The 25797-nt window shown below is 62.6% G+C and carries 29 protein-coding genes and 2 pseudogenes; 28 read left to right on the forward strand and 3 right to left on the reverse strand.

The genetic code is table 11. The annotated features are described in order from the left end of the window. The first annotated feature begins 53 nt into the window (after positions 1-53). From lgt to CK498_RS20790, 3 genes are read left to right on the forward strand one after another with little or no spacing between them, the layout of a single operon-like run. Positions 54-866, forward strand: a complete 813-nt coding sequence (gene lgt / locus CK498_RS20780) for a prolipoprotein diacylglyceryl transferase (RefSeq protein ID WP_095622767.1) — start codon at positions 54-56, stop codon at positions 864-866. Next, positions 863-1402, forward strand: coding sequence for a protein-disulfide reductase DsbD domain-containing protein (locus CK498_RS20785; protein WP_095622768.1), 540 nt, complete (start codon positions 863-865; stop codon positions 1400-1402). The genes lgt and CK498_RS20785 overlap by 4 nt, the downstream gene beginning before the upstream one ends. Further along, complete coding sequence (locus tag CK498_RS20790) at positions 1403-2134, forward strand: sulfite exporter TauE/SafE family protein (RefSeq protein ID WP_095622769.1); 732 nt, start codon at positions 1403-1405, stop codon at positions 2132-2134. Here CK498_RS20790 and CK498_RS20795 read toward each other — a convergent pair. Next, entirely contained in the window at positions 2128-2559 is a 432-nt protein-coding gene (locus tag CK498_RS20795) for a MerR family transcriptional regulator (RefSeq protein ID WP_095622770.1), read from the reverse strand. The genes CK498_RS20790 and CK498_RS20795 overlap by 7 nt on opposite strands. A 257-nt stretch (positions 2560-2816) precedes the next feature. Between CK498_RS20795 and CK498_RS20800 the strand changes: the two genes are divergently transcribed. The 8 genes from CK498_RS20800 to CK498_RS20835 all read left to right on the forward strand — a co-directional run bounded on the left by CK498_RS20800 (position 2817) and on the right by CK498_RS20835 (position 7391). After that, on the forward strand, positions 2817-3062 hold the full coding sequence (locus CK498_RS20800) for a hypothetical protein (RefSeq protein WP_095622771.1): 246 nt from the start codon (positions 2817-2819) through the stop codon (positions 3060-3062). A gap of 75 nt (positions 3063-3137) precedes the next feature. Continuing rightward, positions 3138-3833: an SCO family protein gene (locus tag CK498_RS20805; RefSeq protein ID WP_229359163.1), complete on the forward strand. Its 696-nt coding sequence runs from the start codon at positions 3138-3140 to the stop codon at positions 3831-3833. Between the two features lie 62 nt (positions 3834-3895). Continuing rightward, the gene (locus CK498_RS20810) at positions 3896-4336 is read left to right on the forward strand and encodes a DUF411 domain-containing protein (RefSeq protein WP_095622773.1); all 441 of its coding nucleotides are present in this window, start codon (positions 3896-3898) and stop codon (positions 4334-4336) included. 15 nt (positions 4337-4351) lie between these two features. Next, positions 4352-4915: a TlpA family protein disulfide reductase gene (locus CK498_RS20815; protein ID WP_095622774.1), complete on the forward strand. Its 564-nt coding sequence runs from the start codon at positions 4352-4354 to the stop codon at positions 4913-4915. Next, positions 4912-5295 (forward strand): hypothetical protein, encoded by a 384-nt coding sequence (locus CK498_RS26240; protein WP_176475859.1) that lies wholly within the window; start codon positions 4912-4914, stop codon positions 5293-5295. The genes CK498_RS20815 and CK498_RS26240 overlap by 4 nt, the downstream gene beginning before the upstream one ends. Before the next feature lie 17 nt (positions 5296-5312). Next, positions 5313-6056: a cytochrome c biogenesis CcdA family protein gene (locus CK498_RS20825; RefSeq protein ID WP_176475860.1), complete on the forward strand. Its 744-nt coding sequence runs from the start codon at positions 5313-5315 to the stop codon at positions 6054-6056. A gap of 23 nt (positions 6057-6079) precedes the next feature. Further along, complete coding sequence (locus CK498_RS20830) at positions 6080-6940, forward strand: WD40/YVTN/BNR-like repeat-containing protein (RefSeq protein WP_095622775.1); 861 nt, start codon at positions 6080-6082, stop codon at positions 6938-6940. Continuing rightward, positions 6933-7391, forward strand: coding sequence for a c-type cytochrome (locus tag CK498_RS20835; protein ID WP_176475861.1), 459 nt, complete (start codon positions 6933-6935; stop codon positions 7389-7391). Before CK498_RS20830 ends, CK498_RS20835 begins: the two co-directional genes overlap by 8 nt. Before the next feature lie 223 nt (positions 7392-7614). On the opposite strand, the pseudogene CK498_RS20840 reads toward CK498_RS20835, so the two are convergent. Further along, positions 7615-8697 (reverse strand): annotated as a pseudogene (locus CK498_RS20840) (IS3 family transposase). Positions 8698-8838: 141 nt separating this feature from the next. Here CK498_RS20840 and CK498_RS20845 point away from each other — a divergent pair. Further along, a complete protein-coding gene (locus CK498_RS20845; RefSeq protein WP_407645884.1) occupies positions 8839-9018 on the forward strand; it encodes a transposase domain-containing protein in 180 nt (59 codons plus the stop codon). A 196-nt stretch (positions 9019-9214) separates the two neighbouring features. Here the strand turns inward: CK498_RS20845 and CK498_RS20850 are convergent, their stop codons facing one another. After that, positions 9215-9637 carry a MerR family transcriptional regulator gene (locus tag CK498_RS20850; protein ID WP_095622776.1) on the reverse strand — a complete coding sequence of 141 codons (423 nt, stop codon included), beginning with the start codon at positions 9635-9637 and terminating at the stop codon, positions 9215-9217. 1063 nt (positions 9638-10700) lie between these two features. Between CK498_RS20850 and CK498_RS20860 the strand changes: the two genes are divergently transcribed. The 16 genes and pseudogenes from CK498_RS20860 to CK498_RS20935 all read left to right on the forward strand — a co-directional run bounded on the left by CK498_RS20860 (position 10701) and on the right by CK498_RS20935 (position 25431). After that, on the forward strand, positions 10701-11054 hold the full coding sequence (locus CK498_RS20860; protein WP_052384923.1) for a YHS domain-containing protein: 354 nt from the start codon (positions 10701-10703) through the stop codon (positions 11052-11054). After that, complete coding sequence (locus tag CK498_RS20865) at positions 11047-11385, forward strand: DUF5676 family membrane protein (protein WP_225347873.1); 339 nt, start codon at positions 11047-11049, stop codon at positions 11383-11385. The genes CK498_RS20860 and CK498_RS20865 overlap by 8 nt, the downstream gene beginning before the upstream one ends. A 201-nt stretch (positions 11386-11586) precedes the next feature. Next, positions 11587-11841, forward strand: coding sequence for an SHOCT domain-containing protein (locus CK498_RS20870; protein ID WP_043337204.1), 255 nt, complete (start codon positions 11587-11589; stop codon positions 11839-11841). Between the two features lie 100 nt (positions 11842-11941). Then, a complete protein-coding gene (locus CK498_RS20875) occupies positions 11942-14350 on the forward strand; it encodes a copper-transporting P-type ATPase (protein ID WP_176475862.1) in 2409 nt (802 codons plus the stop codon). Positions 14351-14352: 2 nt separating this feature from the next. After that, positions 14353-14607, forward strand: coding sequence for a DUF2933 domain-containing protein (locus tag CK498_RS20880; protein WP_095622778.1), 255 nt, complete (start codon positions 14353-14355; stop codon positions 14605-14607). Then, positions 14600-15259, forward strand: coding sequence for a methyltransferase family protein (locus CK498_RS20885; RefSeq protein WP_095622779.1), 660 nt, complete (start codon positions 14600-14602; stop codon positions 15257-15259). Before CK498_RS20880 ends, CK498_RS20885 begins: the two co-directional genes overlap by 8 nt. An 84-nt stretch (positions 15260-15343) precedes the next feature. Beyond that, positions 15344-15550: pseudogene (locus tag CK498_RS25930) on the forward strand (hypothetical protein); the annotation flags it as partial. A 49-nt stretch (positions 15551-15599) separates the two neighbouring features. Next, positions 15600-17300, forward strand: coding sequence for a DUF3141 domain-containing protein (locus CK498_RS20895; protein WP_095622780.1), 1701 nt, complete (start codon positions 15600-15602; stop codon positions 17298-17300). A 66-nt stretch (positions 17301-17366) separates the two neighbouring features. Further along, a complete protein-coding gene (locus tag CK498_RS20900; protein WP_045995010.1) occupies positions 17367-17825 on the forward strand; it encodes a hypothetical protein in 459 nt (152 codons plus the stop codon). Positions 17826-17951: 126 nt separating this feature from the next. Next, entirely contained in the window at positions 17952-18950 is a 999-nt protein-coding gene (locus CK498_RS20905; protein WP_217987823.1) for a bifunctional enoyl-CoA hydratase/phosphate acetyltransferase, read from the forward strand. Beyond that, a complete protein-coding gene (locus tag CK498_RS20910; protein WP_095622782.1) occupies positions 18950-20704 on the forward strand; it encodes a PHA/PHB synthase family protein in 1755 nt (584 codons plus the stop codon). Before CK498_RS20905 ends, CK498_RS20910 begins: the two co-directional genes overlap by 1 nt. A gap of 110 nt (positions 20705-20814) precedes the next feature. After that, on the forward strand, positions 20815-21846 hold the full coding sequence (locus tag CK498_RS20915; RefSeq protein ID WP_095622783.1) for a zinc-dependent alcohol dehydrogenase family protein: 1032 nt from the start codon (positions 20815-20817) through the stop codon (positions 21844-21846). Between the two features lie 115 nt (positions 21847-21961). Beyond that, positions 21962-22153, forward strand: coding sequence for a YHS domain-containing protein (locus CK498_RS20920; protein ID WP_095622784.1), 192 nt, complete (start codon positions 21962-21964; stop codon positions 22151-22153). A 30-nt stretch (positions 22154-22183) separates the two neighbouring features. Beyond that, positions 22184-23359: an NAD(P)/FAD-dependent oxidoreductase gene (locus tag CK498_RS20925; protein ID WP_095622785.1), complete on the forward strand. Its 1176-nt coding sequence runs from the start codon at positions 22184-22186 to the stop codon at positions 23357-23359. Between the two features lie 42 nt (positions 23360-23401). Then, positions 23402-24184 carry an enoyl-ACP reductase FabI gene (gene fabI / locus CK498_RS20930; protein WP_095622786.1) on the forward strand — a complete coding sequence of 261 codons (783 nt, stop codon included), beginning with the start codon at positions 23402-23404 and terminating at the stop codon, positions 24182-24184. Beyond that, positions 24184-25431, forward strand: coding sequence for an MFS transporter (locus CK498_RS20935; RefSeq protein ID WP_095622787.1), 1248 nt, complete (start codon positions 24184-24186; stop codon positions 25429-25431). The genes fabI and CK498_RS20935 overlap by 1 nt, the downstream gene beginning before the upstream one ends. Positions 25432-25797: the final 366 nt, after the last annotated feature.

Consider the following 25797-nt stretch of genomic DNA (forward strand, 5'->3'; position numbering starts at 1 on the left):
GTAAACGCAGTCTCGGCAACGCGACTTGGCTGTCAGAGCATTAAGGAAGAACCATGCTGCAATACCCTCAGATTGATCCCGTGGCCATTTCCCTTGGTCCCGTGCAGATTCACTGGTATGGCCTGATGTACGTGGTCGGGCTGGTCGCCGCCTGGTGGTTGGGGCGTCGTCGTGCTCACCGCCTGGGCCTAAGCCACGATGATATCGGCGATCTGATCTTTTACGGCGCCCTAGGAATCATCCTCGGTGGTCGCCTAGGTTATGCGCTGTTCTACGGGCTCGAGCAACTTCTTGCCAACCCCTTGTGGCTCTTCAGAATCTGGGACGGCGGCATGAGCTTTCATGGCGGCCTGGCCGGCGTACTGATCGCTTCACTATTGTTTGCCCGCAAGCACCGCCTGGCCTTCTTTCAGTTGACCGATTTCATCGCCCCGCTGGTGCCGATCGGCCTGGGGGCTGGGCGCCTCGGCAACTTCATCAATCACGAGTTGCCGGGAAGGGTCAGCGAGGTCCCTTGGGCCATGGCCTTCCCTCCCATGATGGGGCTGGGGCCGGAACCGCGCCACCCTTCAGCGCTTTATGAGTTCGCCTTGGAAGGCGTGGTGCTGTTCGCCGTGCTGTGGTGGTTGTCGCGTCGACCCCGCCAGCGAGGCCTCATCTCGGGGCTGTTCCTGCTCCTGTACGGCGCCTTCCGCTTCGCCGTGGAGTTCGTGCGCCTGCCCGACCCCCAGCTGGGGTTCATCGCCTTCGGCTGGCTGACCATGGGGCAACTGTTGACCCTGCCGATGCTCATCGCGGGGCTGGCCCTGGTCGTCTGGTCAATGCGTCAGCCAGTGGATAGGGCGAAAGCGGCGGCGGCCTCATGAACACGGCCCTCGCTTCTCTGCTGGTGCTGCTGTTCGTCGCCACACCGGTAGCGGCCCGTGGAGAGTTTCCCGTGGGCCGTGACCAGAGCAATCCCTTCAGTGACCCGATTCAGCGGAAGTTCCTGCCGGCCAATGAAGCCTTCCGGGCCAGTGCCTGGCGAGACGATGAACGGCTCTATGTCGGCTTCATCATCGCCGAGGACTATTACCTCCACCGCCATCGGTTTGCACTGGAAAGTCGTTCTCCGGGCGTCAGTTTCGGTGAACTGGCCTTGCCACCTGGCGAACCCATGGTGCATGCGTCTCTGGGGGAGATCGAGGTGTTCTATGACCAGGTGGTATTCAGTACGCCCATCGAGGCAAGCGACGCCGCTGCCGAGACGCTGGCCATCACGGTAACCTTTCAGGGCTGCTCCGACCTGGGACTCTGCTATCCGCCCGAGCAGGTCGAGCTCGACGCGCTGTACGGCTCGCCTCCGGCAGCCTTCGATTCTCCCCCTCGTGATACTGGGGATAGCGAAGAAGGAGCGCCTTGAATGGATCCCACCGACCTGAGCCTGCCGCCGCTGGCGGCGGCCTTCGTCTTCGGCCTGCTCGGAGGGGCGCACTGCATCGGCATGTGTGGCGGCATCATGAGTGCCCTGACCTTTGCCGTGCCCCCCAGCATGCGGCAGCCGGGACGCCTGGCCGGCTTGTTGCTCAGCTACAATCTGGGTCGCATCAGCAGTTACATGCTCGCCGGCGCCCTGGTGGCGCTACTCGGCTCAGTGCTCAATCATGCCCTGGACGGCATCGCCCTGGTGCTGCGTGTCCTGGCGGCGGTCATGCTGATTCTGATGGCGCTGTATATCGCCAACTGGTGGAAGGGCTTGCTGCGTGTCGAAGCCCTGGGTCGCTTCCTGTGGCGGCGTATCGAACCGCTTGGTCGAGGCTTGATGCCCGTCGTGAAGGTGCCCCAGGCCGTTGCCCTGGGGTCGATCTGGGGCTGGATGCCCTGCGGGCTGATTTATTCGATGCTGGCCTGGAGTCTGGCCGTGGCCGAGCCACTACGCGCCGCGGCGATGATGGGGGCCTTCGGGTTCGGCACCCTGCCCGTTGTCCTGGCGACCGGTATGGCAGCCCGCCGCGTCTCGCTGTGGATCCGGCATCCGGCGACCCGCACGCTGGCGGCGCTGCTGATCATTGCGTTTGCCGTCTGGCAACTCTGGCATCTGCAGTCCATGACCGGCATGGACGATATGGCCAGCATGGCGCCGTCGCATCACTGATGGCATCCGCACGGGCCATCCGTGACGATAGCCGGTTGCGCCGATCCCAGCGATTCGATCAGTTGCTTCAGGCTGGGAGCTTCGGAAGCATTATCGTGGTCGATGCTTTCCAGCCATCGCGCTATCGCCTGGAGTTCATGGATCCGTGAGCGAATGTATGGCCGTTGTTCAACCAGGGGAGCGTACGTATCGCTAAGCGGAGGGCTGCCTTGGTCCGCCCAGGTCAATATCTTCTTGATGTCTGGGAGACCGACTCCCAACGAGCGAAGGCAATCAATGAGACGCAGGCGACCCAGTGCCTCCTCGTCATAGAGTTGATAGCCGTTGCGCGGGTCCCGTTGCGGTCGTAACAACCCCTCACGGGTGTAGTGGCGTACCGTTTCCGCAGTGACCCCACCAGCCCGAGCCAGTTCAGTGACTCGCATTGCCTTTTCCTCACCTACTCATTTGCAGTCAGCCTACAACCGTGCGGCCGCCCAAAGGTCAAGGCCTGGTTATAGCGCTCAATGGGTGGCCGCCCGCATGACGCGGGGACGCCAAAAAATAAGGGCTTGACCTTGAAGTGGGCTTCAAGGATATCTTTCCAGCAAGCAGCGCCGCTGCCGGGTGAAAATCGAAGCCAAGCCGTCCATCAGCCTTGCTGGTGGAACGGTGATTCCCAGGAAGATAGAGGAGAAGAGTCATGCGGAAACGTCACACGGCGATCTTGACTGCCGCCATCATCGTCGCCAGCGGCTTCGGTGCCGGCTCGCTTCTTGCGCAGGAAGAGAATCAGCAGGCGCCAATGGAGGGCAAGGGCATGCAGGGCGATATGATGCAAGGGGGTGGCATGATGGGGATGATGAGTGAAATGAATACCATGATGAAAAACTGCAATGCCATGATGGAAAGCATGCAGCAGGGTCATGAGGGCGATAGCAACGCCTGAAGTGGCATTGGCCGGGGCTGCTTCGCATAGGAGCGGCCTCCGCTAGGATTGGGTGGCGCGAGGGGAGGACGGTACGTGAAAAAAGAGCTCTATACACCACTACTTGTCTTAGCATTGATGACCAGTTCTCCTTCCTTTTCCCATTCCCTCGAAGATGCCGAGGCAGAGCTGCAAGAGCGGGAACGCTACGCCCAATTCGTCGACCAGCCAGCGCCGGCATTTTCGTTGACCGATACAGACGGTAATACCGTGTCGTCTTCCGACCTGGAAGAAAGCGTCGTGGTGCTCAATTTCATCTACTCGCGCTGTCAGGAAGCTTGCCCGGTGCATATGAACCTGATTGCCGAGGTGCAGGAGCGAGTCAACGATACCGGCCTACGAGATGATGTTGAATTTATCACCATCGCTACCGACAGCGAGGATTTTTCCGGCACGCACAACAACATGCGGGCCTACGGTGAAAATTTCGATCTGGACCCCGCCAACTGGCGTTTTCTCTATCGGGCCGAAAATGAGCCTGCCGAAACCACCCGCCAGGTCGCGGAGGCCTATGGCCTTCGATTCGATGATGTGGCCGAGGGCGTCCAGGCGCATGGCGTCGTGACTCATGTCATCGACCAAACAGGACGGATGCGGGCCCGCTTTCATGGGCTCAAATTCGATCCGGAGCACCTAGTTTCCTATGTAAAGGTGTTGGCAGAAGGACCAGAGGAATTATCCACCGGTGCGTGGGATCGTATTCGCCATACTGTCGTCAACACCTTCAATTAATACTGTGAGATATAGCGATCTTGCTATCAACTGTTCTCGCGAGCTCAATGGAGGTTCAGCGTATGAAACACCTGAAAACATTCACCCTGGCTGCGCTGCTGTCCTTTCCCTTATCGGGACTGGCAGCCGAGACGTCGGCAATCCTCTACAAGAACCCCAACTGTGGCTGCTGCGCCGAATACGCCAAGTATCTCGAACGAAGCGGGTTCGAGGTGGAGACAATCGATACTCACGATCTCGCGAAGATGAAAGCCGAGCACGATGTCTCCGAGGAACTGCAGGGTTGCCATACCACGCTCATCGACAATTACGTCTTCGAGGGCCACGTTCCCGTGGAAAGCGTCACCCAGGTACTCGAAGAGAAACCTTTCATCAAAGGCCTGAGCGTACCCGGCATGCCGCTTGGCTCACCGGGAATGTCGGGCGAGAAACAGGGTCCACTAGAGGTCTATACCTTGGCCTTCCAGCCAACCGATAGCCCCGAAATATACGCCACACACTGAAGGTAATCTCTGGTGATGAAAAAACTGATCGGGACCAGTTGGTTAGCGGCGGTATTGTGGGGGGCGATCACCTCTACAGCCGTCGCCGAACCGCCCGAACGTGTGGGGCCCAATGGATTTCTTCTCTGGGAAAGCCCACGTGAGGTGTCGGAAATCAGCTTCGAGGCTGGCGACGGCAGCCCTCAGACGCTGGCCGACTTCGAAGGCAAGCTGATCCTGCTCAATATCTGGGCGACCTGGTGTGGTCCTTGCCGCGAGGAAATGCCCACCCTGGATGCCCTCCAGACCGAACTGGGTGGAACGGATTTCGAGGTCGTTGCGCTCTCGATCGACCGCAAGGGCATCGAAGTCGTCAACGAATTCTATCAGGAGGTGGGTATCGAGCATCTCGCCCCCTACGTCGATCCAACCGGCATGGCCAGCGCTAACCTGGGTGCCGTGGGTATACCCACGACACTTCTGCTCGACCGCCAGGGCAGGGAGATCGGGCGCCTGGTCGGAGAGGCCGAATGGGATACCTCCGAGATGATCGACTTTCTTGCCGAAATCATAGAAGCCACCCAAGAGGAAGCGCCATGAGTTGCTGTGACGACAAGCCCCAAAAAGGCCAAGAGAAAGCCGGACTGAAAGGCCTGGTAACAGGCCCGCGCCGATGGATGCTGCTGGGCGCCGTGGCGGTGGCCGGTGGCCTTGCCATGGGCTGGGATCAGTTGGTCCTGCTCGGCCTCGCGCCTCTCCTGGTGAGCCTCTTGCCTTGTCTCGTCATGTGTGGACTGGGGCTTTGCATGATGAAATGCAAGGACAAGACAGGCAAATCAACTGACCCGAGTGAAGCCACCGACGCGCAAGCCGGGGTGGAAGCCTCCACAGCGGTACCCACGGAGACGGCATCCGCCAATCGTCTATCAGCGGATCACCAGGTGCCGTCCGAGCGGCCCATATCCAAGCTCCAAGCCTAGCCGCGGGATAAGCGAGGATGCTGGAGCTTGCCAATATCGGCCTGGCGACGGCCTTTCTGGCGGGCCTGATCTCGTTCGCTTCGCCCTGTGTCTTGCCGCTCGTACCGGGCTATCTTTCCTTCGTCGCCGGGCGCTCGCTGGGGCAGATACGAGAAGCGGATCGACGGGAACGACTCCGGGTGTTGACCCAGTCGATCTGGTTCGTGCTCGGGTTCACCACGATATTCCTGATGCTGGGCGCCAGTGCCACGGCCATTGGGCGCCTGCTACTGATCTATCGCCAGGAGGCGAACCTGGTCGGCGGCCTCATCGTCATCCTGTTCGGTGCCTTCATGACCGGGCTCATTCCGCTGCACTGGTTACAGCGAGAATGGCGGTTTATCGGCCGGCTCAAGGAAGAGGGTGGCGTGCCCGGTGCGGCTTATCTGCTGGGTGTGGCGTTCGCCTTCGGCTGGACCCCCTGCATCGGCCCGATTCTGGGCGCCATTCTGACGGTCAGCGCCTCGACGGCCAATGCCTCGAGCGGTATGGCGTTGCTCGGCATCTATTCGCTGGGCCTGGGGGTGCCCTTTCTGTTGACGGCGGTGTCGCTCGATCGCTTCCTGCACCACCAGCCATTCCTGCGCCGCTGGGGCCGAGCCATGCATCTGACGGCCGGGCTGATCATGATCCTGATGGGTATCCTGATGGTTACTGGCAAACTGTCCGAACTGTCCTATTGGTTATTGCGCACCTTCCCTGCGCTGGGCAGCATCGGCTAGCCGTTATTCGAGGAAATATTGCAATGAACAAGATCACGAGTCGCTTCTGGCGTGCCCTGTCACTGACGAGCTGGGTCATGGCCAGTCTGAGCTTCGTCAGTATGGCCGGGGCCACCGAGGAGGCATTGCCGTCGCTGAGTTATGACCAAACAGGCGAACGGCTGCTCAAAGTACAGGCCAACCAGCTTTTCGAAAGCACGGATGGCCGGGCGGCCTGGACGATGATTCCATTGCCCGACGAAGTAGCGGAGGGACGGTTGGTAACGGTATCGGCAACCGCCGAACAGGCCCTCTATATCGCCGGCCCCTCGATCGGGGTGCAGCGCAGCATCGATCAGGGAGAAAGCTGGCACGAGATCGATGAGGGACTGCCTAGCCAAGACGTTATCGCATTCACCGTGCATCGTAACCAGCCAGAAACGCTTTATGCTGTGGTTGTCGATGACGGCCTCTACCAGAGCGAAGATACCGGCACGACCTGGAAGAAGATGGATAGCGGTCCTGCCCAGGCCGTTCGTCGGCTCATCCACTCCGATATGGAGGGTAGCATGCAGACCGGCTGGCTCTATGCGGTGTCCGACGATGTGGTTCGCCTGTCGATGGACTGCTTCTGCGGCTGGCGACCGACCGGGGATCTCAATGCCGGCAGGGTCTATGATCTGGCCTACAAGCTCGACGATCCCGAGCACGTCTATGTAGCCACGGAGCAAGGACTGTGGCGCAGCGACAATGGCGGTCAGGAGTGGCAGCAAGTTAGGGGTAATGCCCCGACGCTCGTTGCGCTTACGCTCGCGCCGCAGGGAACGCTCTATGCCCTGGATCGTGAGGGGGAACTCATGCGCAGCGAAGATCAGGGCCAAACCTGGACACCCCCCGATGCGTAAGCGCTGGATCCTCGTCACAACATGGCTGCTGATGAGTGCCGCGGGGCAGGCCATGGCGGGGGGTGGCCCCTCTTCGCGCGATACCTCTCGGCTGGAAGAGGGAGAAAGGATCTACCAGCAGTACTGTGCCAGCTGCCACGGCAGCGAGGGCGAGGGCCAGCCGAACTGGGAGCGCCAGAATACCCAGGGCGAATTACCCGCCCCCCCACACGGGCCGGAGGGGCATACCTGGAAACACTCCGATGCGATGCTCTACCGGATCATCGCCGAGGGGTGGCGCGACCCCTGGAACAAGACCGAAAGACTCACCATGCCGGCCTTCGAGGATGTCCTGACCCCCGCCGAGATTCGCTCTGTGATTAATTTCCTCAAGTCGTTATGGACATCGGAGCAACGACACCACCAGGCGGAAGAAAGCGTAGGAGCTTCATTTCCGACGCAAAGTGAGTAGCTGTGGGGCTGGGAATTGTAAAGGTGATTATAGACCCAATTTTATCCCGGATAATCTGTTCGTGCAGGACTCCATTCGACTTTTCCGAGCACACCAACTCTCGCTCCACAGCGATAATGCGAGCGGCCAGCTCAGCTTTGGTTTGGCGCATCAAGTAATGCATGCGACGCCGCTTGACCTTCCCCCTGATCTAGGTCCACCCACAATGTGAGAAACCGCCCCTTCATGCACACCGCTGGGCATAGGCGACGGGCGGCATATAGCCCAGCGAGCTGTGCGGTCTGACATGGTTGTAGTGGGCTCTCCATTGGTTGATTTCATATCGGGCATCGGTCAGGCTCAGAAACCAGTGCTGATTGAGACAGCCATCCCGGAATTTGCCGTTGAAGCTCTCGATGAAGGCATTCTGTGTCGGCTTTCCCGGTTGGATGAAGGACAGCGTTACCATCCGCTCACGCGCCCAGAAGAACATCGCCTTGCTGGTCAGCTCGGGGCCGTTATCGCAGACAATCGAGGTAGGCAGCGAGCGCTGTTGCGCGACCTCGGTCGTCCAGGAACCTGGCCAAGCTACGCCCGGAAATGGACGTGTCCACCAGCTGACCAACACACTCTCTGCTGAAGTCGTCCACGATGTTCAGCACGCGGAATCGGCCCCCCGAGGCCAGCTGATCCGAGACGAAGTCCATCGACCAGCGCTGGTTGGGCCTGTCCGGACACAGCATCGGCGCTCTTGGCCGCACCAGTCGCTTGCGCCGCCGGGTGCGGACCTGAAGCCCAGCCTCACGGTACAGCCGGTAAGTTCGCTTGCGATTCACCACCAGGCCCTCCTGACGCAACAGAGCGTGCAGCAACAGGTAGCCGTAGCGGGGGTAGCAGGTCGCCAAGGCGTTCAGTCGCGCCCGAAGCGGCTCATCGTCACGCGGCATCGCTTGGTAGCGGGCCACCGATCGTGGCAGGCCCAGCAATCGACAGGCATGTCGCTGGCTGAGCCAGCCGCCTGTCACCAGGTGCGTTACCGCCCGCCGCTTCGCTTCGGGCGTCACCACACTCCCGAGACGATCTCCTTGAGAGCGGCATTGTCGAGAGCGCTTTCCGCCAGCAGCTTCTTCAGGCGGGCATTCTCTGCCTCCAGCTCCCGGAGACGCTTGGCCTCCGATACCTCCATACCGCCGTACTTGGCCTTCCAGCGATAGAGGGTCTGCTCAGTGACGCCATTCTGCCAAGCCAGCTCAGCCACCGAGACGCCGCGCTCATGGGCCTTGAGGATGGTGATGACCTGCTCTTCGGTATGTCGATTAGGCTTCATCGCGAGATCTCCAGCTATCAGGGTAAACGTAGCGGAAAACTCACATTGACGGTGGACCGGTTTCTGGGGGAAAGGTCACGCTCCGCATCGGTACGGTTATGCGCAGCTGCACATAACCGCAAGAACTGGCTCTTCAGTCAAATGCCGAGCGGCGCGCAGGCCAGCGCGGCGACCTACAGCCTGATCGAGACGGCCAAGGCCAACGGCCTCTCGCCCTTCGAGTACCTGCAGTTCGTGTTCGAAACCCTGCCGACACTCAGCGAGGATGACGATTTCGACACGCTGCTCCCCTGGCGCTGGAAAGAGACTCTACCTGTCTGACTCAGGCCGCATCAGGTGGGGGTTGTGGAGCGCTTACGGATGTTTCACTCCGGAATTTATCATCTCGCAGGCCAGCATCCAGCAGCACGTACGATGTTAGCACTGCTCATAACCTGGGCTTCCATATCTAGCAATTCTGGCACCTCAACTTCATGGCCACCACGAATGATTCGGTCGACGACATATCGCCGCCACCTCAACTATTACTACTGTAATGGCCACCCGCTACAATCGTTGACTCCACCGACCCAAGATCTTCAATAAGTTGCCTCAGGCTGAGATCATCATCGGTACCTATGCTCTCCAACCATTGCGCTATCGCATGGAGCTCTTGTATCCGCAAGCGAATATAGCATCCTTGATCAGCCAGCGGCGTGAACTTATCAACAAGCGTAGAGGTGTCTTGATCCGCCCAATATAACATCTGCTTGATTTCCGGGAGACCAACGCCCAACGAACGAAGACAATCAATGAAACGAAGTCGCCCCAGCGCCTCTTCATCGTAAAGTTGATAGCCATTGCACGGATCCCGCTGCGGTCGTAACAGACCCTCACGTGTGTAGTGGCGTACCGTTTCAGCAGTGACGCCACCAGCACGAGCAAATTCTGTGACTCGCATTGCCTTTTCCCTACATGTCCATTCTATGTCAGCTTACAACCTTGAGGCTGCACAAAGGTCAAGATCGAGCTGGGTCGACCCATGGCGGTCTCCAACGTAGTGCTGCACCTTCAAAATGTGGCCTTGAATCTAGGGTAAAAAAGCAGATACGCATGAGAGCGGTACAAAGGATTCAACAAGTTAATACTGCGCTGGTTTCATGCCGAATAACCAACCAAGACCAAGGTTTTGAACATACATCCATGCTGAAAAGGTATAACCTATGGTAAAAGTCATCCCAGCCATTCGCCCAGGTCACCACTTCAATGAGGCCGCTGCAGCTTACGGCAAGCTCCGTCTTGATCCGTGTCAATGGACAAGGTTCGAATCTGCGCTAGGTTAAGATATACATCACTCTGCAGGAGCCCTGCCACATGGCCAGGCACACGTCATTTCCTAAGCAATCCTCGCGGTCTACCACCGCCTGGCATCGCTTTGGTCTGGTCATCCTGCTGGGCATGGTGCTACTGCTCTCTAGCGCCGCCACAATGGCAGATGACCCCTCCTCGGCAGATGCTCCCTCCTCTACTGAGTCTGGCCAGGTTGGCGTTGAGCCTCACGCAGATACGCACTCGAACACCGAGTTCATCAACGCAGACTATCCTCAACCGCGATGCCACCATGGCCATGGCACTCGTAATGTCGGCAGCGCCCTGTTGCGCCTGGAGCGCCAGGACTTGGAGCTCGAGCCCCTTCCCTTGAGCATGACGGCCCCGGCCATAGCGCCCCGGGTTGTCACCGCCAGCGGCTCGCCAAGTGCCCCTCCCTCACCCTCCTCGGTTCCTGTCTACCTTTTGACCCAACGCTACAGAGTCTAAGTCGACCTCGTATCTCCATCTCGCGCTTCCAGCCGTGGCCGCGTGGGAGAAAACCCGTGCCCGCCCCACATTGATCCAGGCAACTGCCGGAGTGGCCGCTGTGTGTGCAGAGACTCTTCCCACCATGAGAAGTGCATGCACATTCGCAACCACACCCGAGTGCTCGGTATCGGGTACGGCTTAGCGGACGTCACGAGGAAGACTTTATGGACGCACTGTTTTACTTCCTGCTTTGGGCAGCAATCCTCTTCTTGATGATGCGGTTCGGCTGTGGCGCCCACGTCATGGGGCACAGCCATGGCAGGACCAAACACGACAACGATAGCCCAGGGAATCAACGTGCAACTGAAGGGCTGGAGTGGATTCCGCCAGCCGAGGACGTCGACCCCGTCTGCGGCAAGACCGTCAGAACGAAAGGGGCCAAGCCAAGCGTCCACGATGGCCACGTCTTTTACTTCTGCTCTCGTGACTGCCGGGAGCGCTTCGAGGCCGCGCCCGAACAGTATCTCGTCCCTGGTGCAACGGCCTCGCCCCTCCAACCGGAGAACAAAGATGCCTGATGCCAATGCTCCGTTGACAGCCAAGCCCCGTTCAGGAACTCGCTTGCCGGTTCAGGCAACGCCGCGGATTCCCATGATCGCACTCGGGATGAGCCTGGGGCTGTTCCTGGCCGTAACCTTCATCCTTTGCGTCGGCTTCGATCTGCTGTTTCCCGACCAGGCGATGTATAAGAGCTGGCTGCGCTTGTTGCCAGGCTTCACTTGGCTCAGCTGGTCAAGCTTCTTCCTGGGGCTGGTCGAAAGTTTCGGCTACGGCTGGTACATCGCCCTGGTCTTCGGCCCGCTATACAACTTCTTTGTCACACGCCTCAACCGACACAGCGGAGCGTAGGCCATGAACGAATCCATCACTCAATACCGAAGGCCTCAACGCATGCGTGCGGCGTTGATTCCATTCCACTGAAGAGGTCGGAAACTGTCCGGGATCAAGAGCCGCCTACTTTCATCTCTACCTTCTCTTGACCCTTGGGTTACCCGCAGGCTTTAGCCTGACGTCAGGGCAAAGTAAGTAACAAGAAAAGGAGATCCGACCATGTGGGGCGACATGATGGCGTATATGGGGAGTTACGGCTGGGGGCATATGCTCTTCGGCGGGCTCATGATGGTGTTGTTCTGGGGCATCGTCATTGCCTTGGCCGTTCTCCTGGTGCGTGGCCTGACCCGAGGCCGGGGCGAGCCATTTTCTCAACGGCGGCCAACGGCCCTGGACCTTCTTCAAGAACGCTACGCCCGGGGAGAAATCGACCGCGAGGAGTACGAGCAACGCAAGCGCGATCTTCTGCTTTGATCGCACCTCCTGATTATTGGATACGGCACTATTAGTTTCGACCCTATCGAGATAGGGCCACGAGGTTGAATCAAGACGCGGAAGCGACGGAGACGATTCCATGACGCAACACCAACACGACCATTGTCACGGGCATGCCTCGCACGAGGCACCGACACTAGGCAGCGGCGATACGGACCAACACGCCGCCGGCAGCCAGGGTGGCGCCCAATACACCTGCCCGATGCACCCGGAGGTCGTCTCCGACCAGCCGGGTGACTGCCCCAAGTGCGGCATGCACCTCGTGCCCGTGGGAAGCGACGACTCGCAGACGCATGACGGGCATGGTCATGGGGCCTCCGCGCCGGCCCACGGCGGCAAGTACGACAAGGTGCCGGCCGGGCATGCCGGCGCCGTCTACACCTGTCCGATGCACCCCGAGGTTCGCCAGACCACTCCCGGGGCCTGTCCGCTGTGCGGCATGGGGCTGGAGTTAGAATCGGCGGCGGTCGGCGATGAGGGGCCGAATCCCGAGCTGGTCGACTTTACCCGGCGTTTCTGGGTCGCGGCCGTGCTCACCCTCCCGGTTCTGGTGCTGACGATGAGCCCCTACCTGGGTGTCATGGCGGTCCGCGATTTCTTCGGCGAACGCAACGCGATGTGGATCGAGCTGGTGCTCAGCACGCCGGTGATCCTGTGGTCCGGCTGGCCGTTCTTCGTGCGCGGCTGGAATTCCTTCCGCACCTGGAACCTCAACATGTTCAGCCTGATTGGCATGGGGGTCGGCGCGGCCTATCTCTTCTCGATTGTCGCGGTGCTGGTGCCCGGCATCTTCCCCGAGGGTTTCCGCCGGGAAGACGGCAGCGTCGGCGTCTATTTCGAAGCCGCGGCGGTGATCGTGACCCTGGTCCTGCTGGGCCAGGTGATGGAGCTGCGCGCGCGCGAGGGCACCGGCAAGGCGATCCGGGCCCTGCTCGACATGGCCGCCAAGACCGCGCGGGTGATCCGGCCCGACGGCAGCGAAGAGGAGATACCGCTGGAAGACGTGCAGGTGGGCGACCACCTGCGGGTGCGTCCCGGCGACAAGGTACCAGTGGACGGCATGGTGGTCGAGGGCCGCTCCTCGATCGACGAGTCGATGATCTCCGGCGAGCCGGTACCGGTGGAGAAGGTCCAAGGCGACCAGGTCACGGGGGCCACGATCAACGGCACGGGCAGCCTGGTCATGGAGGCCACCCGCGTCGGTGCCGATACCATGCTCAGCCAGATCGTCGAGATGGTGGCTGCCGCCCAGCGCAGCCGCGCACCGATCCAGAAATTCGCCGACAAGGTGGCGGGCAAGTTCGTGCCCGCGGTGATCGGCGTCGCCATCCTCTCTTTCATTGCCTGGGCGATCTGGGGCCCGGCGCCGGCGCTGTCCTATGCGCTGGTCTCGGCGGTCGCGGTGCTGATCATCGCCTGTCCCTGTGCACTGGGCCTGGCCACGCCGATGTCGATCATGACGGCCACCGGGCGCGGCGCCCAGCTGGGAGTCCTGATCAAGAATGCCGAGGCCCTGGAGCGTTTCGCCAAGGTCGATACGTTGATGGTCGACAAGACCGGCACGCTGACCGAAGGCAAGCCGAAGCTGGTGGCGGTGCTGCCGGAGGCGGGGCATGACGAGGCCGAGGTGCTGCGCCTGGCGGCCAGCCTCGAGAGAGGCTCCGAGCACCCGCTGGCCGAGGCCATCGTCGCCGGCGCCGAAGAACGTGGCGTATCCCTCGCCGATGCCACCGATTTCGAGGCCGTAACCGGCATGGGCGTCAAGGGGGTCGTGGACGGCAAGTCGGTGGCACTCGGCAACGCCAAACTGATGGCCGAACTGGGCCTCGATGGCGGGCGAATCTCCGAGACCGCGAACGCCCGCCGCGATGAGGGCGAAACGGTGATGTTCGTCGTGCTCGACGGCCAGATCGCCGGTCTGGTCAGCGTGGCCGACCCGGTGAAGGACACCACACCCGAGGCCCTGAAGGCACTGCACAAGCTGGGATTTCGCATCATCATGGCCACCGGCGACAACGAGCGCACCGCCCGCGCCGTCGCCGGCCGGCTGGGCATCGACGAGATCCGCGCCGACGTGCTGCCCGAAGACAAGGCGCGCATCATCCAGGAGCTGCAGGCCGAAGGCCGCAAAGTCGCCATGGCCGGCGACGGAGTAAACGACGCCCCCGCCCTGGCCCAGGCCGATGTCGGCATCGCCATGGGCACCGGCGCCGACGTGGCGATCGAAAGCGCCGGCTTCACGCTGGTCAAGGGCAACCTCGATGGCATCGTGCGGGCCCGCAAGCTGTCGCTGGCCACCATGCGCAACATCAAGCAGAACCTGTTCTTCGCCCTAGTCTACAACGGGGCCGGCGTACCCATCGCCGCCGGGATCCTCTATCCGTTCCTCGGCATCCTGATCGGCCCGATCTTCGCCGCCTTCGCGATGAGCGCCTCCTCGCTGTCGGTGGTGATGAATTCATTACGCCTGCGCCGGGTGAGGATCTGATCATGAATGACGACAAGGGGTGGCTGGAGCGACGACCCGGCAAGGGCACCTTCTGGCTCATGGTAGCGCTCGCCCTGGCGGTGATGGGCTTCCTGCTCAGGGGGGAGCACAAGGTGCACCTGCTCGGTGCCCTGCCCTGGCTGATCCTGCTCGCCTGCCCGCTGATGCATGTGTTCATGCACGGCGGGCATGGAGGCCATGGAGGGCACGGAGGCCATGGCGAGCATGACGATCACAAGGGAGGACGCGATGAGTGATGACGTGCCCGCCTATGGGCTGTGGGGCCTGGTGCTGCTCAATTCGGCGATCTTCATCTTCTTCGCCTTCAGCTTCTTCAAGCCGCAGACGCGCCGGGACTGGCGCTCGCTCGGGGCCTTCAGCGCCTTCCTGGTGGCGTTGTTCACGGAGATGTACGGCTTTCCGCTGACCCTCTACTTCCTCTCCGGCTGGCTGCAGTCACGCTTCCCTGAGGTGGACTGGTTCAGCCACGATGCGGGGCACCTGCTGGAGATGCTGTTCGGCTGGCAGGCCAACCCACACTTCGGGCCCTTCCATCTGTTCAGCATGGTGTTCATCGCCGCTGGGTTCTGGCTCATCGCCGCCGGCTGGCGGTCACTCTATACCGCCCAGCGGCGGGGAGAACTGGCCACCACCGGGCTCTATGCCCATGTCCGGCATCCCCAGTACGCCGGCTTCGTGCTGGTGATGACCGGCTTCCTGCTGCAGTGGCCCACCCTGCTGACCCTGGTCATGTTCCCGGTATTGGTGTGGATGTACTCACGACTGGCGATCCACGAAGAGCGCGAGGTAGCGCGCCAGTTTGGCGACAAATGGCAGACCTACGCGGCCCGCACGCCACGCTTCATTCCGCACCTGCGGATGGCGAGTACGAGTGGCTGGCGCCTGTAAGGACAAAATCCCAGAGGTGCAGTCATGAAAAGCAGACGTTTTTCTCGTCGGCACGATCGTGGTCGTCAGCGACGACTCGCCCGGGGCTTCTTCTGCCCCTGCCACGGCTCCCAGTTCGACTTCGCCGGACGCGTGTTCAAGGCGGTGCCGGCGCCGATCAACCTGAAGGTTCCGCCGTACCGCTTCCTGTCCGAGTCCCGGATCGAGATCGGCGCCCACGACATCCTGACACTGAGAGGTATCCACTATGACCGCCAAAACATCCACCACCAAGCCACCCACGGCTCATAAAGCCCCGCGCAAGCGCCAACCCACCGCCCCACCAGATATGGACGCCCCGATGACCGCACCCGAGCCCGAAGAAGGCACCCTCCCGAGCCACCCGGCCACGGAGCTACTCGCCTATCAGACCGACCTGTGGCGACGCGGCGTACGCTACCTGGACACGCTGCGTGAGCGCGCGGACAACATGCTCGAGCATGAGCAGGCGGGCAAGCCGCCACTGCTCGACTTCGATTACGAGATGCTCGTGGATGGCCGTCGACTGGCGCGCCCCGCCAACTATGCCCTGCTGCGCATCACCCGGGTCGGCGAGGACTGCCTGGAGGACTGCCTCGACGAGACTAGGCCGCCGGTGATGATCGTCGACCCGCGTGCCGGCCACGGCCCAGGCATCGGCGGCTTCAAGCGCGACTCCGAGGTCGGCATGGCACTGCATGAGGGGCACCCGGTCTACTTCGTGATCTTCTTCCCCGAGCCCGTCCCCGGCCAGACACTGGAGGACGTGCTGCACGTCCTGCGCCGCTTCGTCGAGACGCTGGCCGAGCGCCACCCCGGCCAGCCGCCGGTGCTCTACGGTAACTGCCAGGCGGGCTGGGCCATCGCGCTGCTCTCCGCCGACTGCGAGGGTCTGGTCGGGCCGGCGGTGCTGAACGGCTCGCCGCTCTCCTACTGGTCCGGCGAATCCGGCGTCAATCCCATGCGCCTCGCCGGCGGCCTGCTGGGCGGTGCCTGGCTGACGCACCTGATGGCCGACCTGGGAGACGGGCGCTTCGACGGTGCGAACCTCGCCACCAACTTCGAAGCCCTCAAGCCGGCGAATACCCTGTGGCAGAAGGACTATCAGCTGTTCGCCGACATCGACGGCCAGCGCGAACGCTTCCTCGAGTTCGAGCGCTGGTGGACGGGGTTCTATAGCCTGAGCAAGGAAGAGATCGTTGCCATCGTCGAGAACCTTTTCGTCGGCAACAAGCTGGAGCGTGGCGAGCTCGAGGTCTGCCCCGGCTGTAGCGTCGACCTCAAGCGCATCCGCAACCCCCTGGTGATCTTCGCCTCCGGCGGCGACAACATCACCCCGCCCCATCAGGCGCTCAACTGGATCCCCGCGGTCTATCCCGATACCGCGGCACTCAAGGCCGCCGACCAGCGTATCGTCTACCTGCTCAATCCCCACGTCGGGCATCTGGGCATCTTCGTCTCCTCCAAGGTGGCGCGCCTCGAGCACCGAGCGATCCTCGAGAGCGTCGGCAATCTGAATGACCTGGCCCCTGGCCTCTACGAGATGCGCATCGACAACCCCACCGGCGACCCCGACTGTCACAAGCCCCAGTTCCAGGTGCGCTTCGAGGAGCGCCGCGTGGAAGACCTGGACTTTCCCGACCAGGCCCCGGCGTTCGAAGGGGTGCGAGCGCTCTCCGAGCACAATGTGGCCCTCTACGAGACCTTCGTCGGGCCCTGGGTGCGGTTTTACACCACCCCCTGGTCCGCCGAAGCGCTGCGACAACTACATCCGGCGCGGACCAGCCGGCTGATGTTCTCGGAACGCTTCTCCCCCTGGATGACCGGAGTGAAGTGGCTGGCCGAGATGGTGGAGACCGCGCCGGCGCCGGTCGATAGTGACACCCCCTATCGGCAATGGGAGACGCTGGTGAGCGACTCTATCGCCTCGACGCTGGAGCTGGCCGGCACGACCCGCGACAGCGTGTACGAGATGGGGTTTCACAGCCTCTACGGCGGGGGATGGTGGAGCGAGAACGAGTGACCCAGTCGAAGCCAACCCGGTTTACAGCCAATACCTATAGAGCAACCCACTAATGGAGAGCAATAAATGAAGATCGAGACCTTTCATGACCTGATCGACTGGACTCGCCAGCTGCATGCCCAGTTGGCCGAATGCTTCAGGCACTGTGCCACCCAGCAGGAGGAGGCACGGGCCAAATCGCTGCTGGAGTACCTCGCCGATCACGAGGCGGTCCTGGAGCACACCGTGGCCAGCTTCGAGAAGCAGGCCGACCCCAAGGCCCTGCACACGTGGGTTTACGACTATCTATCGCATGCGCCCATCAAACCCCATCAGGCGTGCAATTTGCCCTATGCCGAGATGGGCTTCGAAGACATCAGCCGGGAAGTCTTCTCGCTGCACGATCAGGTCATCGCGCTATACCGCTACCTGGAAGGACGCGCCGACATCCCCGAGGCTCGGGATCTCGTTCGCGAGCTCTTGAAGCTGGAGGAACACGAGGCGATGCGTCTGTCCCAGCAGATCAACCGGGCTCGGGATCTATAGATGTCGACGCTACAGGGCCGTCTAAGCAGAGGTCGTAGCCACTAATGAAGAACGGATGATCGCCCGGCACGTGCAGCGCACATTAACCAACACCCAGGAGGTGACATGACCCAGACGGCAACGCCAGTGGCCCTTGCGACGCTCGATGATCTGATTCAGCGAGCCGGTGGCGGTAACCCGATCCGCGTCGCCGTGGTCAACGCGGCCCAGGCTGCGGTGCTGGAGACGCTTCGCGAGGCGGCGAGGCTGGGCATCGCCGAGCCGGTGCTCATCGGCCGTCCCACCGAGATCGTCGAGGCCGCCGCGGCGATCGGGTGGGACCTCGATCCGCAAGCGATGATCGAGGCCGATTCGGATGTGGAGGCCGCCCGCATCGGGGTGGAGCTCGTGCAGGCCGGACGCGCGGAGGCGCTGATGAAAGGGCACCTCCACACCGATACCTTCATGCATGCCCTGCTGGGCAATGGCCTGCGACAGCCCGGCCGGCGCGTGAGCCACGTCTTTCTGGTGGACGTGCCCGACTACCCACGCCTGCTGGCCGTGACCGATGCGGCCGTGAACATCGTGCCGGATCTCGACGCCAAGGCGCAGATCCTGCACAACGCCATCGAGCTGATGCACATGATCGGGCTCGAGCGGCCACGCGCCGCGGTCATTTCCGCCGTGGAAACGGTCAAACCGGCCATCGTCTCCACCCTGGATGCGGCCTGCCTGACGTTGATGGCCCGCCGCGGCCAGATCGCCGGCGCCGAGGTCGACGGGCCGCTGGCCTTCGACAACGCCATCTCGGAACGCGCGGCCCACGAAAAGGGCATAGACTCCCCGGTGGCGGGGAAAGCCGACATCCTGCTCATGCCGGATCTGGTGTCCGGCAACGTGTTGGCCAAGAACCTCGAGTACCATGCCGGCGCCACGGCGGCCGGGGTGGTCATGGGGCTGACGGTACCGGTGGTACTGAGTTCCCGGGCCGACCCTCCCGAGGCACGCCTGGCCGGACTGGCCGTGGCGGCGCTGATGTACCGTGCGGGGATCCGCCTGCCCGTGCCCTCTCCTACCGAAGCGGAACCCACCTTCTGCTGTTCCCCGCAACCCGAGTCGGCCTGCCGCCCCATGGAGGTGCGCTGATGGACACCACGACCCGAACCAACATCGACGGGCCGGCAGCGAGCCCACCGGCGACGTCGACCGATCAGCGCCTGCACGCCATGGCGAGCCTCTTCACGGGTGGGCTGTCGCCGACCGCCGTCCAGCAGGCCTGGTGGGACTGGGCGCAACATCTGCTCCTGTCGCCCGACAAGCAGGCCGAACTCGCCGGCAAGGCCCTGCGTAAGTGGCAACGCTTCGGCGGTTACTGGGAGCAGGCTTGCCGGGCACCGTGCGAGCCCTGCATCGAGCCGTTACCCCAGGACAAGCGCTTTCGCGGCGAGGCCTGGCAGCGCTGGCCTTTCAACGTGCTCTATCAGGGTTTCCTGCTGCAGCAGCAATGGTGGCATGCAGCCACCACCGGTGTACCGGGTGTCTCGCGCCACCATGAGGCGATGGTGAACTTCGGTGCACGACAGATACTCGACGTCTTCTCGCCGTCGAACTTCCTCGCCACCAACCCCGAATTGCTGGAGCAGACTCGGCGCGAGGGTGGCGCCAACCTGGCCCGCGGCGCCAGTAATCTGCTGGAGGACTGGCGCCGCCGGCAGGCCGGCGAGGGGCCTGCGGGCGTCGAAGCATACCGGGTCGGCCGAGACGTGGCGGTGACGCCGGGCAAGGTGGTCTACCGCAACCGGCTCATCGAGCTGATCCAGTACGCGCCCGCCACCCAGGAGGTCCATGTCGAGCCGGTGCTGATCGTGCCGGCCTGGATCATGAAGTACTACATCCTGGACCTCTCCCCGGAAAACTCCCTGGTTCGCTACCTGGTGGCGCAGGGCCATACGGTGTTCGTCGTGTCCTGGAAGAACCCGGGCAGCGAGGAGCGGGACCTGGGCATGGCCGACTACCGGCGGCTGGGGGTCATGGCGGCCCTCGACGCGGTCACGGCCATCTGCCCGCAGCAGCGTGTCCACGGCGTGGGCTATTGCCTGGGCGGGACGCTGCTGTCGATTGCCGCGGCCGCCATGGGCCGGGACGGTGACACTCGCCTGGCCAGCCTGACGCTGCTCGCCGCGCAGACCGACTTCAGCGAGGCCGGCGAGCTGATGCTGTTCATCGACGAGGACCAGGTACGCTTCATCGAGGACCTCATGGCGGTCAGGGGCTATCTGGATACGCGCCAGATGGCGGGCGCCTTCCAGTTGCTGCGTTCCCAGGACCTGATCTGGTCGAGGATGGTGCGCAGTTATCTGGCTGGCGAGCGTCCGCCCATGTTCGACCTGATGGCCTGGAACGCCGACGGCACCCGCATGCCGGCACGCATGCACAGCGAGTACCTCCGGTGGCTGTTCCTCGACAACGACCTCGCCGGTGGGCGCTACCGGGTGGACGAACGGCCCGTATCGCTGACCGACATCGAGATCCCCGTGTTTGCCGTCAGCACGCTCAAGGATCATGTCGCCCCCTGGCGCTCCGTCTACAAGGTCCAGTGGCTGACGCCGGCGGACGTCACCTTCGTGCTCTCCAGCGGCGGGCACAATGCGGGCATCGTCAACCCGCCCGGCGATTCCCGCCGCTATCACCAGATCTCGACCATCCAGGCTGAGGACCCCTTCATGGATCCGGACGGCTGGCAGGTCACTGCCGCGCATCATGACGGCTCCTGGTGGCCCTGCTGGCAGGGCTGGCTGGCCGATCACAGCACCCAGCGCGTGCACGCCCGGGAGCCGGGGGTGACCAGAGGCTATCCGGCGCTGGACGAAGCGCCAGGACGTTATGTACTGGAGAAATGAGCCCGTCCTGCGGGCCTGGTAGATGAAGCGGTGCAACTGTAACCGCAAATTGAGCCATATACGTAGCTCGCCATGAGCTGCCGATCTGTGACACTTAAGGAGGTAACATCATGAAAGCACTCGTCTATCATGGTCCTGGCCAGCGTCGCTGGGAGGAAAAGCCGCGCCCGAGCATCACCAAGCCGACGGACGCGGTGGTACGCATTACTCATACCACCATCTGCGGCACCGACTTGCACATCCTCAAGGGCGACGTACCCGCCGTGGAGGATGGTCGTATCCTCGGCCACGAGGGTGTCGGCGTCGTCGAGGAAATCGGCGACGGCGTGAGCAACATCCAGATCGGCGACGAGGTGCTGATTTCCTGCATCACCTCCTGCGGCCGCTGCGACTATTGCAAGCGCGGTCTCTATGCCCACTGCCGCGACGGCGGCTGGATTCTCGGTCACCTGATCGACGGCACCCAGGCCGAGTACGTGCGTATACCGCACGCGGACAACAGCCTGCACCGATTGCCGAAGGACATGGACCGCGCCGCGGCGGTGATGCTTAGCGACATTCTGCCTACCGGCCATGAGATCGGCGCCTTGAACGGCGAGGTAGGGCTCGGCGACACGGTGGCCATTGTCGGCGCGGGGCCCATCGGCCTGGCGGCCCTGATGACCTCGCGCTTCTATTCTCCCGCCCGGATTATCATGATCGACCCCGACGAGAACCGCCTGGCCATGGCCAAGCAGCTCGGCGCCTCCGACACCATCGCACGAGATCCGCTCGACGCTATCGACGAGCTAACCGGTGGCGAAGGCGTAGACGTCGCCATGGAAGCAGTGGGGATCCCCGAGACCTTCGATATCTGCCAGCGCATCGTGCGCCCGGGGGGGCATATCGCCAACATCGGCGTGCACGGCAAGAGCGTCGAGTTCCGCCTGCAGGACCTCTGGATCAAGAATGTCACGGTGCGTACCGGCTTGGTGAACACCGACACGACCCCGGTGCTAATGCGCATCGTCGAGGCCGGTGGCGTCGAGCCCGCGGGCTTGGTGACCCACCGCTTCAAGCTCTACGACATCGAGAAGGCCTACGACGTGTTTTCCCAGGCGGCGAAGGAGCAGGCCATCAAGATGCTATTGACCGCCGAGTGACCAAGCGGGGACGACTTTTCAATGGCCACATCCTGGAGCTGGATGGGCGGCTGCGTATTCAGCTGGGGGCGCAACCCGCATGCGCCGTCCTGAATAATGAAAAGGGGAAACAGCGATGAAACGCGAACGAGTGGAACGGAAGTCTTTCCTGGATCCGGTATGTGGCATGACGATCAGCTTCAAGACCGCCGCCACGGGGAGTGAATACCGGGGGCAGCGCTATTACTTCTGCTCAGAGACGTGCCGCGAACAGTTCGAGACGGATCCCGAACGGTACGTTGGTGCGCACCACCAGCTGAATGACTGAGCCGTGGGTGAACGTAGAGGCCCTTCATCCATGACCCAGAACTCGGCCGTCTGCGCTGGCCCCGCGCGGGGCGATACCGTGACCGTAATCGGCGCCGGCCCCGCCGGGTTGGCCTGCGCCATCGTCCTGGCGCGCGCGGGAAAGCACGTGATCGTGCACGAGCGTCGCCGTCGTGTTGGTGCCCGCTTCCATGGCGATTTCCAAGGGCTGGAGAACTGGAGTGACGACATCGATGTGCTCGATGAGCTCGCAAGCACAGGGATCCGGTCCAGCTTCGAGCATCACGCCATCTCGCAAGTGACGGCCTTCGACGGCTGGGGCGGCCGCCACGAAATTCGCTCTAACCAGCCCCTGTACTACCTGGTCCGCCGGGGATCGGAAACGGGCACCCTGGATCACGCCCTGCTTGAGCAGGCCAAGGCCTGTGGTGTGGAGGTGAGGCTGTCGTCCCCCGTCAAGAACACACACGGCTCCACCGTAGAGGCCAAGGGACCAATGTTCGCCAACGTCATGGCGGTGGGCTACCTGTTCGAGACCGCCATGCCGGACGGCCAGTGGGCCTGCTTCAGCGACCACCTGGCGCCAGGCGGCTATGCCTACCTGCTGGTGCAGGGCGGACAGGGTACCGTCGCCACCTGTCTGTTCAGGGAGTTCACGCGCAATAACAAGTGCCTGACACGCACGATCGCATTCTTTACCGAGCAGGCCGGGCTGGACATGCGCAAGGCGCGTCCCTTCGGTGGCGTCGGTAACTATGGACCGCCCTGCCGGGGCGAGCACGAGGGGCGTCTGCTGGTGGGCGAGCAGGCGGGCTTTCAGGATGCGCTGGCGGGCTTTGGCATGCGTTACGCCCTGCGCTCGGGCGTTTTGGCCGCGCACAGCCTGCTGGAGGGTCGCGATTACGAATCGCTATGGCAGCGCTCGCTGCTGCCGGCGATCCGCCAGGGCATCAGCAACCGGCTGCTGTACACCAAGGCCGGAGACCGCGGGCGGCGGGCCATGTTTCGCCGAATGGCCAGGCGCGATGCGCGCCCAATGCTCGCCAAGCTTTACCACCCAAGCCTGCTGGGTCGGATCCTGTACCCGTTCGCGAGGCGTCAGGCGCGCATCCCTCAGCACGATCCCGACTGCTGCGACACCACCTGTACCTGCCTGCGCTGCCTGTGCCAGCGCCACGTCAGCTCGGGGACACTCGCAGCGCGCTAGAAGACCTTGGGCATGGGAAACCTAACGTAATGGAGGACGAGCATGGAACACCTCGACTTGAAAGACCGCAAGGGCCTGGTGGTGGGCATCGCCAACGAAGACAGTCTAGCCTGGTCAGCTGCCCGGCACTTCCGTAATGCCGGTGCGGAACTGGCGATCACCTATCTCAACGACAAGGCACGTCCCCATGTCGAGCCGCTGGCCCGGAAAGTGGACGCCGGACTGTTTCTCCCCTGTGACGTGACGGTGCCGGGGCAGCTGGAGGCAGTGTTCGAGGAGATCCGTCAGCGCTGGGGGCGACTGGATTTCTTCCTGCATGCCATCGCCTGGGCCCGCAAGGAGGATCTGCACGGGCGACTCACGGACTGCTCGGCCGAGGGCTTCTCCGAATCGATGGCCATTTCCTGCCACTCGCTGATTCGCATGGCCCAATTGGCCGAGCCGTTGATGGACCGGGGCGGCAGTCTCATGACGCTGAGCTACTTCGGCGCCGAGAAGGTCGTCGACCACTACAACGTCATGGGCCCCGTCAAGGCCGCACTGGAGGCCTCGGTACGCTACCTGGCCCATGAGCTTGGCCCTCGCAACATCCGCGTCAACGCCATCTCTGCAGGAGCGGTGGCAACCCGGGCTGCCTCCGGCATCGAGCATTTCGACGAGCTACTCAACGAGACCGTCAAGCGGGCACCGCTGCGCCGCACCGTGGACGCCGATGAGGTGGGTCGCACCGCGCTGGTGCTGGCCAGCGACTATGCCACCGGCATTACCGGCGAGGTGCTCCACGTCGATGCCGGCTTTCATATCGCCGGCATGGTCTTTCACTGATGGCGGGGGTCCTCAGCAAATCAGGAGCCGGCTTCACGGCTCTGCTCGCCGCCACCTTAGTCGTCTTCCTCGGCTACGGTACGGTGCTGCCGATTCTGCCGCTGTTCCTCGACCGGGTGCTGGCAGTGACTACCCCCGGGGACGTATCGCTGCACACCGGGCTGCTGACGGGGGTGTATACGCTGGCCTTGTTCGGCTTTGCCCCACTATGGGGAAGTCTCTCCGACCGCCTGGGCCGTCGGCCCGTCCTGCTATGGGGGCTGGCAGGGTTTGCACTGGCCATGCTGGGCTTCAGCCTGACTCGAAACCTGCCACTCGCCTATGGGGTACGGGCCCTTGCCGGCGCCTTTGCGGCGGCGGTGATCCCGGTGGCGTTGGCGCAGGCGGCCGAGTGTGACGACCCAACGCGCCGTGCACGGCGTTTTGCCTGGCTCAGTGCCGCCGCCACCTTGGGCTTCTTGTCCGGCCCCATGCTTAGCGGCTGGCTCGCCAGCATTCCCATGGTGATGCCTCAATCCGACATGGTCCTCGGCGGGCCAGTGGCATGGCCCTTCGTGGTCACGGCGGGATTTGCTGGTGCAGTGTGGCTGTTGATCTACCATCACGTCCGCGAACAGCCGGCTCACCGCCCGCCTTCCGACACGCATGCCTCCGAGCCGGACTCGACTCGAGCAATCGGTGGCTTCCTGACGCTGACGCTGCTGGCGATGCTCGGCCTGGGGGCCTTTGAGGTGGGGCTCAGCCTGCAGGCGAGGCAGTCTATTGGTCTCGACCCCTTCAGGGTCGGGTTGCTGTTCACGGAGTGCAGCCTGGTGATGCTGGCGGCGCAACTTCTGTGGTCGGCATACCCACCGAAACGCCTCTCTCCCAGCCATCTGATCGGCGGGTCCTTCCTGTTGATGGCCGTAGGCATTCTTGGCCTCCCGTATGCTTCGAACTTCTGGGGGGCATTCGTCGTGGTCGGGCTACTTGGCGCGGGATCAGGGCTGCTGGTTCCGCTACTGGCCTATCAGGTCTCCCTGGCCAGCGGGCCGGCACAGGGTGCGGCGCTGGGCAAGCAGACCGCCTTGGCCAGCCTTGGGCAAGCCGTGGGGTCTGCGGGCGCCGGATTGCTGTTCGCTGGCAGCGCGCTCGGCACCTACTGGGGGCTTGCGATCGTGCTTTTCGTTACCGCCATCCTCACATTCTTTGTTCACTATCATCCTCGAGTGATAGCACTGGTTAAACACGCACCGCGTCAGAATTAATGACAGTATTTCATGGCGGAAACAGGATTTGGCAACCTGAGTCTGCACACACGCCTCCTGCTTTCTTCGATCTTGATGCATATCAATGGACAGGTAGTATCACTGGTCTAAGGTGAGGGAGCCGTTTCTCGACAAGTTGTCTGCCACCATGGCCAAGAGCCCACCGACACGCCGCCTCAGTCTTGCCCACGCCTTGTCGTGGCTGCGTATCGGTATAGTCGCACTGATGCTGCTGGGTCTATTCCTGGTTGCGATTCAGTCCCACGCCCACCACGAGACTGCCTTCCTCCAGGGCAGCCCCCTGGCCGGGCAACACCTCGAGGCCCCCCAGGAGGCCCCCAGCTGCCACCATGGCCATGGTACGGG

Origin of the sequence: Halomonas salipaludis, from assembly GCF_002286975.1 — a bacterium.
Lineage (GTDB): Bacteria > Pseudomonadota > Gammaproteobacteria > Pseudomonadales > Halomonadaceae > Franzmannia > Franzmannia salipaludis.